The organism is Neisseria animaloris (assembly GCF_900637855.1).
Taxonomy (GTDB): Bacteria; Pseudomonadota; Gammaproteobacteria; order Burkholderiales; family Neisseriaceae; genus Neisseria; species Neisseria animaloris.
The window spans coordinates 1,701,032-1,718,090 of record NZ_LR134440.1 but is presented as its reverse complement, the minus strand read 5'-3'; the positions used below and the strand labels follow the sequence as shown (position 1 = coordinate 1,718,090).

General features: G+C 55.2%; 14 protein-coding genes. 7 read left to right on the top strand and 7 right to left on the bottom strand.

Annotated elements, in window-relative coordinates; translation table 11 throughout:
• Nucleotides 1-77: 77 nt before the first annotated feature.
• Nucleotides 78-2,771: a bifunctional [glutamate--ammonia ligase]-adenylyl-L-tyrosine phosphorylase/[glutamate--ammonia-ligase] adenylyltransferase gene (gene glnE / locus EL216_RS08030; protein ID WP_085390810.1), complete on the bottom strand. Its 2,694-nt coding sequence runs from the start codon at nucleotides 2,769-2,771 to the stop codon at nucleotides 78-80.
• Nucleotides 2,772-2,932: 161 nt separating this feature from the next.
• Entirely contained in the window at nucleotides 2,933-3,391 is a 459-nt protein-coding gene (locus EL216_RS08025; RefSeq protein WP_085390849.1) for a c-type cytochrome, read from the bottom strand.
• A gap of 151 nt (nucleotides 3,392-3,542) precedes the next feature.
• On the opposite strand from EL216_RS08025, the gene EL216_RS08020 reads away from it, so the two are divergent.
• Nucleotides 3,543-4,373 (top strand): SDR family oxidoreductase, encoded by an 831-nt coding sequence (locus EL216_RS08020; RefSeq protein WP_085390809.1) that lies wholly within the window; start codon nucleotides 3,543-3,545, stop codon nucleotides 4,371-4,373.
• Between the two features lie 103 nt (nucleotides 4,374-4,476).
• Here EL216_RS08020 and EL216_RS08015 read toward each other — a convergent pair whose 3' ends face one another.
• Nucleotides 4,477-5,532: a metallophosphoesterase gene (locus tag EL216_RS08015; protein ID WP_085390848.1), complete on the bottom strand. Its 1,056-nt coding sequence runs from the start codon at nucleotides 5,530-5,532 to the stop codon at nucleotides 4,477-4,479.
• A gap of 262 nt (nucleotides 5,533-5,794) precedes the next feature.
• On the opposite strand from EL216_RS08015, the gene EL216_RS11085 reads away from it, so the two are divergent.
• Entirely contained in the window at nucleotides 5,795-6,160 is a 366-nt protein-coding gene (locus EL216_RS11085; RefSeq protein WP_126305037.1) for a glycine zipper domain-containing protein, read from the top strand.
• Nucleotides 6,161-6,274: 114 nt separating this feature from the next.
• Here the strand turns inward: EL216_RS11085 and rlmH are convergent, their stop codons facing one another.
• The 4 genes from rlmH to EL216_RS07990 form a co-directional block, all read right to left on the bottom strand.
• A complete protein-coding gene (gene rlmH, locus EL216_RS08005; RefSeq protein WP_085360044.1) occupies nucleotides 6,275-6,745 on the bottom strand; it encodes a 23S rRNA (pseudouridine(1915)-N(3))-methyltransferase RlmH in 471 nt (156 codons plus the stop codon).
• An 83-nt stretch (nucleotides 6,746-6,828) separates the two neighbouring features.
• Nucleotides 6,829-7,044, bottom strand: a complete 216-nt coding sequence (locus EL216_RS08000) for a SlyX family protein (RefSeq protein ID WP_085390807.1) — start codon at nucleotides 7,042-7,044, stop codon at nucleotides 6,829-6,831.
• Entirely contained in the window at nucleotides 7,044-8,390 is a 1,347-nt protein-coding gene (locus EL216_RS07995; RefSeq protein ID WP_085390806.1) for a Na+/H+ antiporter family protein, read from the bottom strand. The genes EL216_RS08000 and EL216_RS07995 overlap by 1 nt, the downstream gene beginning before the upstream one ends.
• 253 nt (nucleotides 8,391-8,643) lie before the next feature.
• A complete protein-coding gene (locus EL216_RS07990) occupies nucleotides 8,644-9,519 on the bottom strand; it encodes an NUDIX hydrolase (RefSeq protein ID WP_085390805.1) in 876 nt (291 codons plus the stop codon).
• A 194-nt stretch (nucleotides 9,520-9,713) separates the two neighbouring features.
• On the opposite strand from EL216_RS07990, the gene parC reads away from it, so the two are divergent.
• The 5 genes from parC to EL216_RS07965 all read left to right on the top strand — a co-directional run bounded on the left by parC (nucleotide 9,714) and on the right by EL216_RS07965 (nucleotide 17,050).
• Nucleotides 9,714-12,023, top strand: coding sequence for a DNA topoisomerase IV subunit A (parC, locus tag EL216_RS07985; protein WP_085390804.1), 2,310 nt, complete (start codon nucleotides 9,714-9,716; stop codon nucleotides 12,021-12,023).
• Nucleotides 12,024-12,174: 151 nt separating this feature from the next.
• Complete coding sequence (locus tag EL216_RS07980; RefSeq protein WP_085390803.1) at nucleotides 12,175-13,770, top strand: two-component system sensor histidine kinase NtrB; 1,596 nt, start codon at nucleotides 12,175-12,177, stop codon at nucleotides 13,768-13,770.
• Nucleotides 13,757-15,445: a sigma-54-dependent transcriptional regulator gene (locus EL216_RS07975; protein WP_085390802.1), complete on the top strand. Its 1,689-nt coding sequence runs from the start codon at nucleotides 13,757-13,759 to the stop codon at nucleotides 15,443-15,445. Before EL216_RS07980 ends, EL216_RS07975 begins: the two co-directional genes overlap by 14 nt.
• Before the next feature lie 113 nt (nucleotides 15,446-15,558).
• Nucleotides 15,559-16,338: a class I SAM-dependent methyltransferase gene (locus EL216_RS07970; RefSeq protein WP_085390801.1), complete on the top strand. Its 780-nt coding sequence runs from the start codon at nucleotides 15,559-15,561 to the stop codon at nucleotides 16,336-16,338.
• Nucleotides 16,339-16,471: 133 nt separating this feature from the next.
• Nucleotides 16,472-17,050 carry a beta-class carbonic anhydrase gene (locus tag EL216_RS07965; protein WP_085390800.1) on the top strand — a complete coding sequence of 193 codons (579 nt, stop codon included), beginning with the start codon at nucleotides 16,472-16,474 and terminating at the stop codon, nucleotides 17,048-17,050.
• The last annotated feature ends 9 nt before the right edge of the window (nucleotides 17,051-17,059 follow it).

Here is a 17,059-nt window from a genome sequence, read left to right as displayed (position 1 = left end):
GGGCACTTCTGCCCGCCGCTTATCTGCACGTGCAAAATTATGCGGCAGGCAGCAATGCCAGCCCTGCCGTCGGGTTTTCAGACGGCCCCAAACCTGACCTCTTCGCCAAACACCTGTTCCCACAGTTTTTTCACGCTGCCGTAATACGCCTGAACCTGTTCGTTGACTGCCAATTTGCCGACATCGCGCAGCTTGGCGTTGTGTTGCTGTTGGCGGTAGAAACGGTAGGCGGTTTGCGATTGTTCGGCCAGCGTTTTATCTATCAAACCGGCATCGGCGGCGATGTTGAGCAAGGCGATGTTGCCGTAGTTGTCGAGCAGTTGCGGATGTTTGCCCGCATAAGCCAGTATCAGGTATTGCACGATAAATTCCACATCGACCACGCCGCCGCGGGCGTATTTGACGTTGCTGTCTTCGGGCGGGTGGGTGGCGAACATTTTTTCGCGCATGGCGATGATTTCGCGGGCAAGTTCGGCTTGGTTGCGCGGACGGGTGAGGATTTCGGTGCGCAGTCGGTCGAAGGATGCGCCGGTTTCGGGCAGGCCGCAGATGAAGCGGGCGCGGGTGAGCGATTGGTGTTCCCATGTCCACGCGTTTTCGCGCTGGTATTTTTCAAACGCGGCGATGCTGTGGGTAAGGAAGCCGCTGTCGCCGTTCGGCCGCAAGCGCAAATCGACTTCGTAGAGCGTGCCTGCGCCGGTGGCGGCGGAAAGCCAGTTGGTGAGGCGGCGGGCGAAGCGGGCGTATACGTCGGGTGCGTCGGGGTGCGGATCGTCGTACACATACACCAAATCCAAATCGGAGGTGTAGCCCAACTCTTTGCCGCCAAGTTTGCCGTAGCCGATGATGCCGATGCGCGGGGCATCAGTATGGGTTTTGGGGGTATCTGCCCATACGGCGGGCAGGGCGGCGGCGAGGATGGTGTCGGCGAGTGCGGAAAGTTCGTCGGACAGCGATTCGACCGTCCATAATCCGGCCAAGTCCTGCACGGCGAGGCGGAACACTTGGGCGTGTTGGAAGCGGCGCAATACGTCCATTTGCGCTTCGGTGTCGCCCGCTGCATTGTTGAGGCCGTCTGAAAGCTCGGCGGCGAGTTTCGGCCAATCGTTGCCGGTGTCCATCAATTGTGCGCTGAGCAACTCGTCGAGCAGAATCGGGTGCTTCGTCAGGTAGCCGGACACCCACGAGCTTTGCCCCATGATGTCGGCCAGCCGTTGCAGGGCTTGCGGGTGCTCGTGCAGAAAGGCGAGATACGACGAGCGGCGGCTGATGTTTTCGAGAAAATCCAACAGGCGCAGCAGGGTTACGGTGCGGTTGGGTTGGGATGCGGCGGCCTGTATCAGCAGCGGAATCACGGCATCGAAACGCGGCTGGGCTTGGGCGGAAAGGTGGCGGTATTTGCCGCTGTTGCGGAGCTGGTCGAGCCGGCGTGCAATCGGTGCTGCGTCGAAACCGTGTTCCGCCAAGCGGTTGAAACGGGCTTCTTCATCGGCGTTTTCCTGCCAGATGTCTTGCCAGCCGTCGGCGTGCGCTTGGGGTTGCCCGTCCGGTTCGGCAAGGATTTGGTTAAACACGGTGTTCACTTGGCTGCGGTATCGGTTGAGGCCGTCTGAAAAGGCGGCGTAGTCGGCAAAACCCATGCTTTCGGCCAGCCGCTGTTGCTGTTCGGGGTTGTCGGGCAGGGTTTGGGTTTGTTGGTCGTCCCAATATTGCAGGCGGTGTTCGACATCGCGCAAAAAGCGGTAGGCTTCGAGCAGCATGTTAACGGTTTCGTGCGGGAGTATGCCCAGTTCGGCAAGTTTGAGCAGGGTTTCCTGCGTGCCTTTCAGTTGCAGCGCACGCACTTGGCCGCCGCGTATCAGCTGGAAAATCTGGGCGATGAATTCGATTTCGCGGATACCGCCCGCGCCGAGCTTCACGTTGTCGGCCATACCCTTGCGGCTGACTTCGCTGCGGATTTGCCGGTGCAGCCCGCGCATGCCTTCGTAGGCGTTGAAATCGAGGTATTTGCGGAACACAAACGGCCGCACCAATGCGCTGATTCCGTTGGCGTGCGGCGTAACCACGCGGCCTTTGCACCATGCGTAACGCTCCCACTCGCGCCCCTGCTGGATCAGGTATTGTTCCAACGCGGTTTCGCTCAACACCAGCGCACCGCTGTCGCCGTCGGGGCGCAAACGCATGTCGATGCGGAACACCTGTCCGTCTGCGGTAATGTCGTTCAACAGCGCAATCAGCTTTTGGCCGACTTTGGTAAAAAATTCCTGATTGCTGCGCTCGCGCCTGCCGTCGGTGTCGCCCGATTCGGGATAAATAAAAATCAGATCAAGGTCGGACGACACGTTCAATTCGTAACCGCCCGCCTTGCCCATCGCCACCACGCTCAGAAACTGCGGCTCGTTGCTGTAACGGCCGATCGGCGTGCCGTACATATCCCGATAATAAGCATGGGCGAAATCCAACGCGGTGTTGACGGCAAAATCGGCAAACAGCGTAATCGTGCGGGTAACTTCGGCCAAATCGCTGATGCGGTTGATGTCGCGCACGATAATCTGCGCCATCACATAGCGGCGCAAACGGCGCAGCTGGTGGGCGAGTTCGGCTTCTTTTTCCTCGGCTTGGATTTGCCCCCAATCGGCGAAGGCTGCGAAATCGGCGGTTTCCAGCACTTTTTCCAGCATCGGGTTGAGAATGTTCGGGTTCAGGTTGCCGTTGTCGAGATGACGGGCGAGATATTGGGAATGGCGGCGGGCGTTTTCGATAGGGTTCATGACGGGCGCAAACAGGTTTCAGACGGCCTATCATAGCAATGTTTGAGGCCATCTGAAAGCGTGGCTGCAGTGGGGAAACGGCCTGATGAAAGTATGCAAAGAGGCCGTCTGAAAAACGGTTTTCAGACGGCCTCGGGCATCATTCAAGATTCAGCACATCGTTATTTAGGACGGCGGAAGGTGTCATGGCAGGATTTACAGTTGGCTCCCACTTCGCCGTAAGCCACTTTGATTTCTTCCAGATTGCCGCCTTGGGCTTTGGTGTTCAACTCAGCCACCGCCGCATGGAATTTCTCTTCGGCAGCTTTGAACTCTTCGGGTTTTTCCCAAGTTACCGGCAGCGTATCGCCGTCGCCCTGTTCGTCTTTTTGGAAATGTTCAAACGGCTTTTTACTCTCTTCCAAAAAAGCAGCGGCAGCCGTTTTGAATTTTTCCACATCATAAGCCTCTTCGCCCTTAACCATTTTGCCCATCGTGCTGAAATTCGGCATCATAGACTTAAATGCAGTGGTACGCGCTTCGGAAATCGGACCTTTGGCAACGCCCGATTCGGCAGAGCCGCCGCATGCGGACAGTGCCAACACGGCAACGGAAGCTGCGGCCAGCAGAGTGGTTTTGATTTTCATGATAGTGTTCCTTTTCATTGTGGTAATATTGTTTGAATTGTTCAAACATCATACCTGAAACCTGTAGCGGGGACTACACCGGCAATTTATTTTCGATTTGCAGTGTGAAAAATAAACAATCCGCATTCTTGAAGGAGTGAACCAAATGGCGATCTTGATTACCGGCGCATCAGCCGGATTCGGCGAAGCAATGTGCCGCGCTTTTGTAGCGGCCGGTTACAACGTTATCGGCGCGGCACGCCGCATCGACAAGCTGGAAGCATTGCGGGTCGAGCTGGGCGAACGGTTTTTGCCGCTGGAAATGGACATGACTTCCACCGCGTCGATCGACAACGCCTTGCAAGACATGCCCGAGCCTTTCGACAAAATCGACTGCCTCATCAACAACGCCGGCCTCGCCCTCGGGTTGGACAGTGCCGACAAAGCCGATTTCGGCGACTGGCAAACCATGATCCAAACCAATATCGTCGGCCTCACCTACCTCACCCGCAAAGTGCTGCCGCAGATGACCGAACACAAAAACGGTTACATCATCAATATCGGCTCGATTGCCGGTACCTACCCCTACCCCGGCGGCAATGTTTACGGTGCCACCAAAGCCTACGTGCGCCAATTCAGCCTCAACCTGCGGGCTGACTTGGCCGGCACCGGCGTGCGCGTGAGCAACATCGAACCGGGCTTGTGCGGCGACACCGAATTTTCCAACGTGCGCTTCAAAGGCGACGAAGAACGGGTGGCCAAGCTGTATGAAAACGTGCAGTTCATCCGCCCGCAAGATATTGCCAACACCGCTTTATGGCTCTACCAACGCCCCGTGCACATGAACGTGAACAGTATCGAAATCATGCCGGTGGCGCAAAGTTTCGGCGCGCTGCCGGTACACCGCGAAGCCGCCGTGCCCGCCGCCATGGTGGAAAACGGCTTCGACAGACAAAGTATGTCGCTGTTTCAAAAAATCAAATCTTGGTTCAAATAAGCCGTCTGAAAAACCTGAAAGGCCGTCTGAAATGTTTTCAGACGGCCTTTGTTTATCTAGGTCGATAAACACAGTAGGGCGGGCATCCCTGCCCGCCCTACTGTTAACCCTGCACCGTGGGCGCCGTTTCCCCGTTATCGAAGACCAGCACCCGTTCCGGCCAGCGCAAAGCTGCAAGGCGGAATTCGGAACGCTCGGGCGGCGTGCCGTTTTTACGGTCGCGCCAGCGTGCGCCGACGGAAAAGTCGATACAAAACACATTATGCCGCGCCCCGTGCCATGCCGCGCCTTCTGCGGGCAACAGGTTTTCGCGGTGCGGCGACGGCGGTTGCGGCAGCCACGAACGCCAATAATGGCCCACAACCACCGGCACATCGTCGCGATAATTGTTCCACCACGCGCAACGGGCGGTAAAACGCCAACGCCCGCTCGCATAAAACGGTGCGGGGGCGATCTGCTCCACGCCGCTGGTCAACGCCCGTATCGGGTGCATACGGCTGCGGTTGAGTTCGTATTGCGCCGTGGCGGGCATAGGCGGCGGCGGGAAATGCGGGTTTTCGACAACTTCGGCGTAACGCTGCTGTTCGTCGAGATAGTCGGCATACCAAGAGGCCGTCTGAAGATGCCGTTTCAGCCTGCCATCAAAGCGGCGGTATTGTTCGACCAATCTTTCGCCGGCGGCGGCTTCCAGCGCGGCAAACTGCTGCGGCAACCATGCGGCGTGTACCACGCGCAGATCGGGGCGTTCCAAAATCAGCGGCTGCTCCGCCAACCAGCTTTCCAGCATAGGTTTTTCAGCTTCGGGCAACACGTTCCACGGCGCGTATTGAACGGCATCTTTGGCTTCCCGTTCGGGAAAAAGCCAGCCGGAGCCGTCTTTCGGGTCGCGCACGAGCGCATTCAACTCGTGGTTGCCCAGCACCATGAAAGCATGGCCCGCATCGTAAGCCTGTTTGAACCACGCCAGCACCGCAGGGCTGTTTTGCCCGCGGTCGCACAAATCGCCGACAAACACCAACCTCCGCCCCTGCGGATGCGCTCCGTTATCCCGATAGCCGAGATGGTGCAGCAGCGATTGCAGGGCTTCGAGTTCGCCGTGCACGTCGCCCACGATATCCAATGCAGTATCGGGCAGGGTTTGGCGGTAGGAATAAGTCATAACGGGCTTTCGATGTTCCGAATTCAAAATACGGCGGCAACGCGGCAACGGCATTTTGCAGGGCGGCCGCGCAACTTCGGGGCGGTTGCAGAATATTACATTATCCTCAAAAACCTTTAACCGTTTTACCGCTCTCAGCATTATGGCGGTTGCTGCAACAGCCAAGTGTTTGCAGCAACCGTGTTTCCGAATATTGCCACATCTTTCGCGGTTGTGTGGTAAAAGGCGAATTATTCTTCCTGATATAACTCGGAGACTTCTGATGAACACCATCCGTAAAACCCTGATTGCCGTGCTGGCGGCAGTGGCGCTCTCGTTCGGCACCACCGCCCAAGCACGCATGACCGACCGCACGGAAGCGACGATTGTGGGCGCAGCCGTCGGCGGCGTTATCGGCAAAGTGGCCGGCAACAATATGGAAAGCACGCTTATCGGCGCGGCCATCGGCGGCACCGCCGGCAACCTGTATGCCAAGCGCAACCAGAAAAAAGAAGCGGCCGAACAAGCCCGCCATCATCATGCTTCGGGCAAACACTGCAAAAAAAGCTGTTATTGCGACCATTACCGCAAGGGCAAGAAATACCGCTGTAAAAAATACCGCGAAGATGATGATGACGATGACGATTAATACCCGTTTCGCCCTCTACACGATATGAAAGATGCACCGAGGCCGTCTGAAACTGTTTTCAGACGGCCTCGGTGTTTTGTTTTGATGCCTTAGTGATTTTTAAAGTATAAACCGCTACTCCCGATGGTAAGGATGGTTGTGCAAAATCGACACGGCGCGGTAAAGCTGTTCGGTAAGCAACACGCGCACCATGCCGTGCGGTAAAGTGAGGCTGGATAGGCGCAGCATCAGCCGTGCCTGCTGTTTGAGGCGGTCGGTCATGCCGTCCGCCCCGCCGATCACAAAGCAGACGTGTTCGCCGTTTTGCTGCCAGTTTTTCAGGTGCTCCGCCAGTTCCACCGAAGTGGGCGCTTTGCCGCGTTCGTCCAACACCACTAAAAATGCACCTTGCGGCACCGCTTCGAGAATGCGTTTTTCTTCCGCCGCCATGCCCTGCGCGGCATTCACGCCTGCGCCACGTTTTTCGGGCTTGATTTCTTTGAGAGTGTAGTTCACGTCGCGCCCGAAACGCTTGGCGTATTCGTTTACGGCTTCGTCCACCCAGCGCGGCATTTTGGTGCCGACGGCTAAAACGGTAATATTCATGGCTCTTTCTCTTGCGGAAAATCCGCTGTGATAATGATGAGGCCGTCTGAAAACTTTTTTTTCAGACGGCCTCATCATTAAGGTTAATAATGCGGCGGTATCTCATCAAGCAGGCTGTACGGCTCGCCGTCGCCGCTGCTTTTTTCCTGCATCCGCTGATACAGCAAGCGCAACTGCCCCTGCTGTAAATCAAGCGTTTGCTGCATCTTGGCAATGGTGTCGTTCAAGCTGGCAATCAAGTCTTCCTGTAAGGCCGTCTGAATTTCCAACTCGGTAACGCGCGCTTCCAAATCATTCATCACAACACCATCGCGGCAATCCAGCCGGAAACCATCAGCGGCAGGTTATAGTGCAGGAAGGTGGGAATCACCGTATCGCGCACATGGTCGTGCTGGCCGTCCACATTCAAACCGGCGGTGGGGCCTAAAGTGGAATCGGATGCTGGCGAACCGGCATCGCCCAATGCGCCTGCCGTACCGATTAACGCCAAAGTAGCCATCGGTGAGAAGCCCATGCTGATGCACAGCGGCACATAAATGGTGGCGATAATCGGCAAGGTGGAAAACGAGCTGCCTATGCCCATCGTAACCAGCAAACCCACCAACAGCATAATCAATGCCGCCATGCCTTTGTTGCCGGCAAACATTTCGGCCGAAGCTTTCACCAGCGGCTCAATCTGGCCGGTGGCTTTCATCACTTCGGCAAAACCTTGCGCGGCAATCATGATAAAGCCGATCATCGCCATCATTTTCACGCCGTTGTTAAACACCGTATCCGCTTCGCCCCAGCGCACCACGCCCGCCGCCATAAACACGGCAAAACCGACCATCGCGCCCAGCAGCAGCGAACCCGCCCATAACTGCACCACAAAAGAAATCACAATCGCCAGCAAAGCCACTATGCTGCGGTAGGTAGAAATTTTCGGCTGTGCCGCGGCCTGGTGGTTAGCTTCCACATCTGCTGCAGTATTTTGATAAATACGGGGACGGCGGTAGCTGACGAACACCGCAACCAACAAGCCCGCAACCATGCCCAAAGCGGGAATAGTCATGGCTTGAACCACATTGATATTGTCAACATTCAAACCGGCCTTATTGATGTTGCCGACCAAAATCTGTTTCAAGAAAATTTCGCCGAAACCCACCGGCAGCCACATATAAGTGGTAACCAAACCGAAAGTCATCACACAGGCCAGCAAGCGGCGGTCGAGTCGGATGCGGTTGAATACCAGCAGCAGCGGCGGAATAATCAGCGGAATAAACGCGATGTGGATGGGAATCAGGTTTTGACTCATCACGCTCATGGCAAGCAAGGCCAGCAGCAGCCCCCATTTCACCACGTTGACGCTGCCCGGCACATTGTCGCGCACGTGGCTGTTATCCAAACGGCGGATAACGGCATTGGCCAGCGTTTGCGGCAAACCCGAATGGGCAATGGCCACGGCAAACGCCCCCAGCATGGCGTAGGAAAGCGCAATCTGCGCACCGTTGGCCAAACCGGTTTGAAATACTTCCATGGTTTTCGCCAGCCCCAAACCACTGGTCAAACCGCCCGCCAGCGCGCCCAGTAGCAGGCTCAACACCACATGCACCCGCGCCAACGACAATATCAGCATCACGGCAACGGCAATCACAACGGCATTCATCCCTACTCTCCATAAAAATCACGGCCTTGAGGCCGTCTGAAATATCATAACCTGACATGATTTTACATGTGAGTTTGATTGTTTACAAATTAAGGCCCGCGCCGAACCGCCCGATTCGAAAACCGTTCGAGATGCGGCACCCCGGCCCGAGTCAGGCACGCAACCGAACCATGCCGCCCTTTTCCTTCCATCATCGTGGTGAGGCCGTCTGAAAAACGATTTTCAGACGGCCTCAAATGCCATTGAATATGACTTACCGATTTTCGTCCAACCATACCGCCAGCGGATGCTGTCTATCCAGCAGACCGTAGCGGTTGAATGCGTCCAAAGTGGCCAGAAACGCATCGTTCATCAGCAAACCGCTGCACATGGCTTCGGTCAGCTCGGGAATACGCATCCGCCTGAATTCGGCCACTTCGCCGTCTTGGTTTTCCGGCAGCACATCCGGCGGCAGCACGATATCGAAGATAAACAGTTCTTCATTGTGCAGGCCGCGCGATACGGGGCGGCAACTGCGACGGCGGCTTTGTCCGCTCAAATTCTGCAATAAGGCCTCATCCAATCCCGCTTCTTCCATGCCCTCGCGCAACATCGCTTCGCGTATGCTTTCTCCGCTGGCAATGCCGCCGCCCACGAGGTTGTCGAGTTTGTTGGGGTCGACCGCCTTATACGGGCTGCGCCGACCGATCCAAAACACCCATTCGCCTTCATATTCGGTCAGTCCGTTGATGTGCACCGCCCTGCTCAACAAACCGAGCGGCCTGAATGCGGAACGCTCCAATGTAAACAACGGCCGGCCTTCCGAATCGTTGACATCAAATTGTTCGTTGCGCCAACCGCTCAAGTAACCGAACTGTTTCCAGCCTTGTGCCATGTGTTGCAGACTGTCGCCCATAGCCAGCCAGCCGTCGGTATGCAAATGTATGCCTTCCGGCATTTCCGTTATGCTTTCCGTCCAATCCAACCGCACCTGTTCCAACCATTTTTCGTTCAAACTTCCTAATTTCAAACCATTAAGCCATAAAGGTTTCCATATAGACGACCCCCAGTCGAAATGACTTTGCAGACACTCCCATAAACGGTTTTGCTCAAGCTCTCCCAAACAGTAGGTAAATCGCGGTCGGTTCATCAGCGGCGCATCCGGAAAAATGATAAAAAAACGGCTGCATTGTAACAGTACACCGTCTTATATGCTCAATCATATTAAATATGATTGGCATCATGCAGAATGGTTCGAGCCGTCCGAAACCGTGCCGACCGAGCAAATACCGTTAAATTGCTTTACAATAATTACCCTTTCCCCTTCAGTATCTTCTGATTGCAATGAACGAACACATCTCCCAACCCGCCGTCGGCGACGACTACCTGCTGCTCGGCCAATACGCCGAACGCGCCTATCTCGAATACGCCATGAGCGTGGTTAAAGGCCGCGCCCTGCCCGAAGTTTCAGACGGCCAAAAGCCCGTGCAGCGGCGGATTCTCTACGCCATGCGCGACATGGGGCTGACGCACGGCGCGAAGCCGGTGAAATCCGCCCGCGTGGTGGGGGAGATTCTCGGTAAATACCATCCGCACGGCGATGCTTCGGCCTACGATGCCATGGTGCGTATGGCGCAGGATTTTACCCTGCGCTATCCCTTAATCGACGGCATCGGCAACTTCGGCTCGCGCGACGGCGACGGCGCGGCGGCCATGCGTTATACCGAAGCGCGGCTCACGCCGATTGCCGAGCTGCTGCTTTCCGAAATCAATATGGGCACGGTGGATTTCGTGCCGAACTACGACGGCGCGTTTGAAGAGCCGGTGCATCTGCCCGCCCGCCTGCCGATGGTGCTGCTCAACGGCGCATCGGGCATTGCCGTCGGTTTGGCCACCGAAATCCCGTCGCACAACCTGACCGAAGTGACCCAAGCGGCCATCGCCCTCTTGAAAAAACCGTCGCTGGAAACGGCCGACCTGATGCAGTATATTCCCGCGCCCGATTTTGCCGGCGGCGGCCAAATCATCACATCTGCCGCCGATTTGCAGCAGATTTACGAAACCGGCAAAGGCAGCGTGCGCGTGCGTGCGCGTTACGAAATCGAAAAGCTGGCACGCGGACAATGGCGCGTTATCGTAACCGAACTGCCGCCCAACACCAGCGCGCAGAAAATTTTGGCCGAAATCGAAGAGCAAACCAATCCCAAACCCAAGTCCGGCAAGAAAAACCTCACGCAAGACCAGCAAAACACCAAAGCCTTGATGTTGTCGCTGCTGGAAAAAGTGCGCGACGAAAGCGACGGCGAATCGCCCGTGCGTTTGGTGTTCGAGCCGAAATCCAGCCGCATCGAACCCGAAAACTTCATCAACACGCTGATGGCGCAAACCGGTTTGGAAGGGAACGTGCCGATGAACTTGGTGATGATGGGCTTGGACAACCGCCCCGCGCAGAAAAACCTCAAAACCATTTTGCAGGAATGGCTGGATTTCCGCGTCATCACCGTAACACGCCGTCTGAAATTCCGTCTTGCCCAAGTGGAAAAACGCATCCACATTCTCGACGGGCGCATGATCGCCTTTTTGCATATCGACGAAGTGATTAAGGTTATCCGCGAATCCGACGAACCCAAACCCGACCTGATGGCGGTGTTCGGCCTCACCGAAATCCAAGCCGAAGACATTCTCGAAATCCGCCTGCGCCAACTTGCCCGCTTGGAAGGCTTCAAGCTCGAAAAAGAACTCAACGAACTGCGCGAAGAGGAAGGCCGTCTGAAAATATTGCTGGGCGACGAAAACGAAAAGCGCAAATTGATTGTCAAAGAAATGCAGGCCGACATGAAACAGTATGGCGACGAACGCCGCACTTTGGTCGAAGAAGCCAGCCGCGCCACCCTCACGCAAACCACCGCCGACGAACCGGTTACGCTGATATTGTCGAACAAAGGCTGGATACGCAGCCGCGCCGGCCACAACGTCGATTTAAGCCAAACCACCTTCAAAGAAGGCGACGGGCTGAAACAGGTGATCGAAGGCCGCACCGTGTGGCCGGTGGTAGTGCTGGATTCGCACGGCCGCACCTACACGCTGGACGCGGCGGAAATCCCCGGCGGCCGCGGCGACGGCGTACCCGTAGCCTCGCTCATCGAACTGCAAAACGGCGCCGAAGTCGTCGCCATGATGACCGGCCTGCCCGAACAGCATTATTTATTGAGCAACAGCGGCGGCTACGGCTTTATCGCCAAACTCGGCGATATGGTCAGCCGCATCAAAGCCGGTAAAGTGGTGATGACGCTCAAAGCCGGAGAGCGAACCCTGCCGCCGGTCAGCATCTATGCCGTTTCACTCATCAACCCCGAGTGCAAAGTGCTGCTGGCCACCGACGAACCGCGCCTGCTGGCGTTTACCATCGGCGAATTGGAAGTGATGGCCAAAGGCCGCGGTTTGCAGTTGATCAGCCTTTCAGACGGCATCAGGCTCGAACATGTCGCCGTTACCTCGTCGCCCGAATTTATCGTAGAAAGCACCGGCAAACGCGGTGCAGCGCACAAAGAACGCCTGCGGATTCAAGATATAAACAACAAACGCGGCAGAAAAGGCAAAGTTTTAGAGATTTCAGGCCGTCTGAAAAGATTATCCGGCACAGATTCGGTATAATATAATAAGAGGAATATTGAGTGTTATGATAATAACCATATTGCATGGGAGCATCGGCTATCCGAAGAAACAAAAATACCGCCGTAGAATGCAATTATGTATATGCCTTAAGGCATAAAATAAATAAGAAAACGAAAAGGGCATACGTTGAATGAGCGTAAATAAGCTATTTGTTAAACAAGACTGGGAAAGTTTAAATGACCGGATACCCGGGTTGGTTAATATCGCCCGAACGTCGATTGTATTGTCATTGCTGGTTTTTCATTTGATCAGCACCTACTCTGGCGGAGGAACAGGTAAGGAAATGTTTTCTCCGGTGGAGTTTTACAGCTGGGCGGCAGTATATGCATTTCTGATTTTACTCACCGTATTTAAACCCGACTGGCAACTGCAAAACCTTGACCTGCCCAATGCCAGTGCTGTTGTCGACATCACCATGATCATGCTGCTGACTTACATTGCCGGCGGCGTTGATTCCGGCTTCGGTATTTTGGTGCTGCCTTTTATCGCCACCTCTTGTCTGCTCAGCCACGGGCGCTACCCGATACTTTACGCCAGCTATGCATTGTTGCTGATTTTGCTGAACATGTTCTTTACCGGACAGATTCGACTTACCCCTTTCCAATGGGAAGACCGCACACTCGTATCCTCAGCCCTGCTTGCAGGTGCGTGCTATCTGGTTGCCGCCCTTACCGCTTTTTCGGCCACCTACCTCCAAGCCGCCACCGAATCCGCCACTAAACACCAACTTGCCTACCGCCGTGTGAGCGGCTTGAACCGCTTAGTGTTGAACCGTGTTCAAGAAGCCGTTATCGTTATCGATGCTTCCCAACGTGTGTGGCTGTTTAACCGTCAGGCCAAAACCTATTTTCCCGGACTGGCCGTCGACAAACAGGAAAACGTATTCGGTGAATTGATTTCGCGCTGGCAATACCAACCCGATAAAGCCTTTGAAACCGACATCCATATTTTCCAGCACTCCATGCACGTGCGCGCCGTACCGCTGATTCAAGAAAAAACCGAACTGCTTATCCTTTATGTGCGTTCATTACGCGAAGTAGCCGCCGAAGCCATGTCTACCAAACTGGCTTCTCTCGGCCAGCTTACCGCCAATCTTGCCCATGAAATCCGCAATCCCATGTCGGCCATCCGCCATGCCAGTGATTTACTGTATGACGAAAACAAAATGGATCCGACCAAAACCAAATTGCACAACATCATCGACAGTAACATTCAACGCATCGATAAAATGCTGGAAGACGTATCGCTGATCAACAAGCGCGACGGGGTAAGCCGCGAACCGATTAATCTGATGAAGTTCTGGCTGGAGTTCAAACAGGAATTCACACTCAACAATCCCGATGCCGTAGGCTGCCTGCGCATGAACATGGACGGCAACAATCTCAGTGTTTTAGCCGATTCCATGCACTTGCAGCAGATTATGTGGAATTTGTGTAATAACGCCTGGCGGCACAGCCGAAAAGACCGCCATGCGATTACCGTATTAATCAAACCGAGCGGCCGCATCCATATTTCCATCGTAGTAGCCGACAACGGCACCGGTGTTCCGCCCGATATACGCAACCACTTGTTTGAACCTTTCTTTACCACCGACAAACAAGGCACGGGGTTAGGGCTTTATGTTGCCCGCGAACTTGCACACGCCAATATGGGTCAGTTGCACTATCATCCCGAAATGAATGGCTTTGAACTGATTTTACCGAGAGAAACCCATGAGCAATCATAAATTGCAAGACCCAGTTTTGGTTGTGGATGATGAAGCCGATATCCGCGATTTGATGGAAATGACCCTCATGAAAATGGGGTTGCGCGTAGAAACGGCGGTCGGCGTAGAAGATGCTAAAGACAAACTCGATAACAACGACTATTCGCTGGTACTGACCGATATGCGTATGCCCGACGGCTCGGGCTTGGAAGTGGTGCAATACATTAACGAGCTGACGCTGGATACGCCCGTTGCCGTTATTACCGCTTTCGGCAATGCCGACCAAGCCGTCGAAGCATTGCGGGCAGGCGCTTTCGACTACCTGCAAAAACCGATTACCCTGTCGCAGCTTCGTTCGTTGGTAAAATCCGCTATCAAAATCAATGAGCCGCCCGAAAGCATGAAGCATGAAGCTGCGGCTCCCTCCGCGGCCGAGCCTCCGGCACCCCGCCCCACTCCGGCCAAGCAGCCGCCGGCTGCGGCGCAACCGCCTTTTTCCGCAATCCGCCGTGCCGTTCCCTCGCCTTTTGTTCCTGTATCGAACCAACCTGTGCGTAAAGGTTCCGCCCTTACCCAGCCGACTGGTATACCGGAAAGCCTGCGCTCTCTGAAAGACCGTTTTTCAAGCGGCGAACTTACCGCCCGCATCTTGTCGGGGCACGACGTCCCCTTACGTGGTGATGAGGATATGCCGCGCCTGCTCGGTATATCGCCGCAAATGGTAGAAGTACGCCACCTCATCCGCCGTCTTGCCCGTAGCGGCGTGCCCGTTTATATCTCCGGCGAATCCGGTACCGGTAAAGAGCAGGCGGCACGTACCATACACGAATTATCGGAGCGTGCTGACAAATCTTTCATTGCCGTGAACTGCGGTGCCATTCCTGAAAACCTCATGGAAAGCGAATTTTTCGGCTATAAAAAAGGCAGCTTCACCGGCGCGGACAGCGACCGATTGGGCTTTTTCCAACACGCCGACGGCGGCACACTGTTTCTCGACGAAGTGGCCGACCTGCCGCTGGCGATGCAGGTTAAACTGCTGCGTGCCATCCAAGAAAAGGCCGTGCGCCGCATCGGTGATGCCCGTGAAACTTATGTGGATGTCCGCATCATCTGCGCCACCCATAAAAATCTCGAAGCCCTGGTAGAATCAGGTGCATTCCGCCAAGACTTGTACTACCGCCTGAATGTGGTTTCCCTCAACATGCCGCCATTGCGCGAAATGCGGGAAGACTTAGGCGGCTTGATCATGCACCTGCTTCACAAACACCGCACAGGCAGCGAAAATTACAAACTCAGCCCCAAAGCTCAAGAAGCATTGCTGCATTACAGCTACCCCGGCAACTTCCGCGAGTTGGAAAATATTCTCGAACGCGCCGTAGCCTTAACCGTCGGACAGGTTATCCAATTGGACGACCTGCAAATCAACACCAGCCATAACGCATCGTCCGACAAACCCAGAGAACTGTCGTTTGACGAAATTTCCGAACCCGATCCCGACAGAGTAAACCCCGGCGGTCTGTTGCCCGATTTCATTCCCGGAAAGATGCAGATTCAGGATTATCTCGATCAGATCGAGCGTGAAATTATCGAGCAGACTTTGAAACAAACCCGCTACAACCGTACGCAGGCTGCCAAGCTGCTTGGCATCAGTTTCCGTTCCATGCGCTACCGTATGGAACGGTTGGACATCCATTAAACAAAACCATACTTTTTTCAGACGGCCTCCCGACACCGGCATAAAGCATGAGGCCGTCTGAAATATTGCCACACCGCCCAACCCGTGCCTGACAAAACAGGCCATCTGAAACCATGACTTCCGTTTACCTTACCGATACAGCCGACGAAACCGCCCGCGAACTCATCAACCGCTTCGGCCTGCCCGTATGCGCCTGCCCGCCGGGGCAAGGAGAATACCTGCTGGCGGATTCAGACGGCCTCTCTCTTTGCAAAGCCAAAGAAAAAGGACGGGTACGAGTGGATTTCGTCAGCGGGGCAGCGCAATACCGGCGAACCAAAGGCGGCGGCGAACTGATTGCCAAAGCGGTCAACCACACTGCCCGACCCACCGTCTGGGACGGCACGGGCGGCTTGGGGCGCGATGCTTTCGTGCTGGCCTCCCTCGGCTTGCAGGTGGATGTATTCGAACAAAACCCCGCCGTTGCCTGCCTGCTTTCAGACGGCCTTAAGCGTGCTGCCGAATCACCCGATACCGCCGCCGTTGCCAAGCGCATTACCCTGCACTTTGGCGATACCGCCGCCTTATTGCCTGAACTGGCCGCCGCCCGAGGCCGCCCCGATGTGGTGTATCTCGACCCGATGTACCCCGAGCGGCAGAAATCCGCCGCCGTAAAAAAAGAAATGGCCTATTTTCACGGTCTGGTCGGTACCGCACAAAACGAAGCCGCTTTACTGACCGCCGCCCGCGCCGTGGCGAAAAAACGGATTGTCGTCAAACGCCCCCGCCTCGGAGTCTTTCTCAACAACGAAAAACCTGCCTATCAATACACGGGTAAAAGCACGCGATTTGACGTTTACCTGCCGTATCATCCCGTTTCGGAAGATACTCCCGAAAGCGGTCAATCCGACTAACCCAAAGGCATTCCCCACACCCGTCATCCGATCATGTCAGGCCGTCTGAAAACACCGCTTTCAGGCAGCCTTTACAGCACGCCTTAGCCGAAACCGTTATAATGATTGTGTGAACACAAAAAATCAGGGCATTATGAGCGAACTTAACAATATTTTGACATTCAACGAGGAATTCGTAGATTCGGGCGAATACGCCCAATTTTTCAGCAATAAATTTCCCGAACGCGAATTAGCCATCTTATCGTGCATGGATGCCCGCATGGTTGAATTGCTGCCGCGAGCTATGGGCTTGAAAAACGGCGATGCCAAGCTGATTAAAAATGCAGGAGCCGTCGTTACCCACCCGTGGGGTTCCGTGATGCGCAGCCTGCTAGTGGCCGTGTTTGAACTGAAAGTGAAAGAAATCATGGTGATTGCCCACTACGACTGCGGCATGCGCGGCCTCCATCCCGATTCTTTTCTCAACCACGCCCATCAAAACGGCATCCCCGACGACCGCATTACCACCCTGCGCAACGCCGGTATCGACCTTGACGGCTGGCTCACCGGCTTTGACGATGTCGAAGACAGCGTACGCCATACGGTCGGCATTATCCGCCGCCACCCGCTGATGCCCGAAAACGTTGCCGTACACGGTTTGGTTATCCACCCCACCACCGGCAAACTCACCGTGATCGTCAACGGCAACAACGAATGCCCCATTAACAAATAGCCTTTTCAG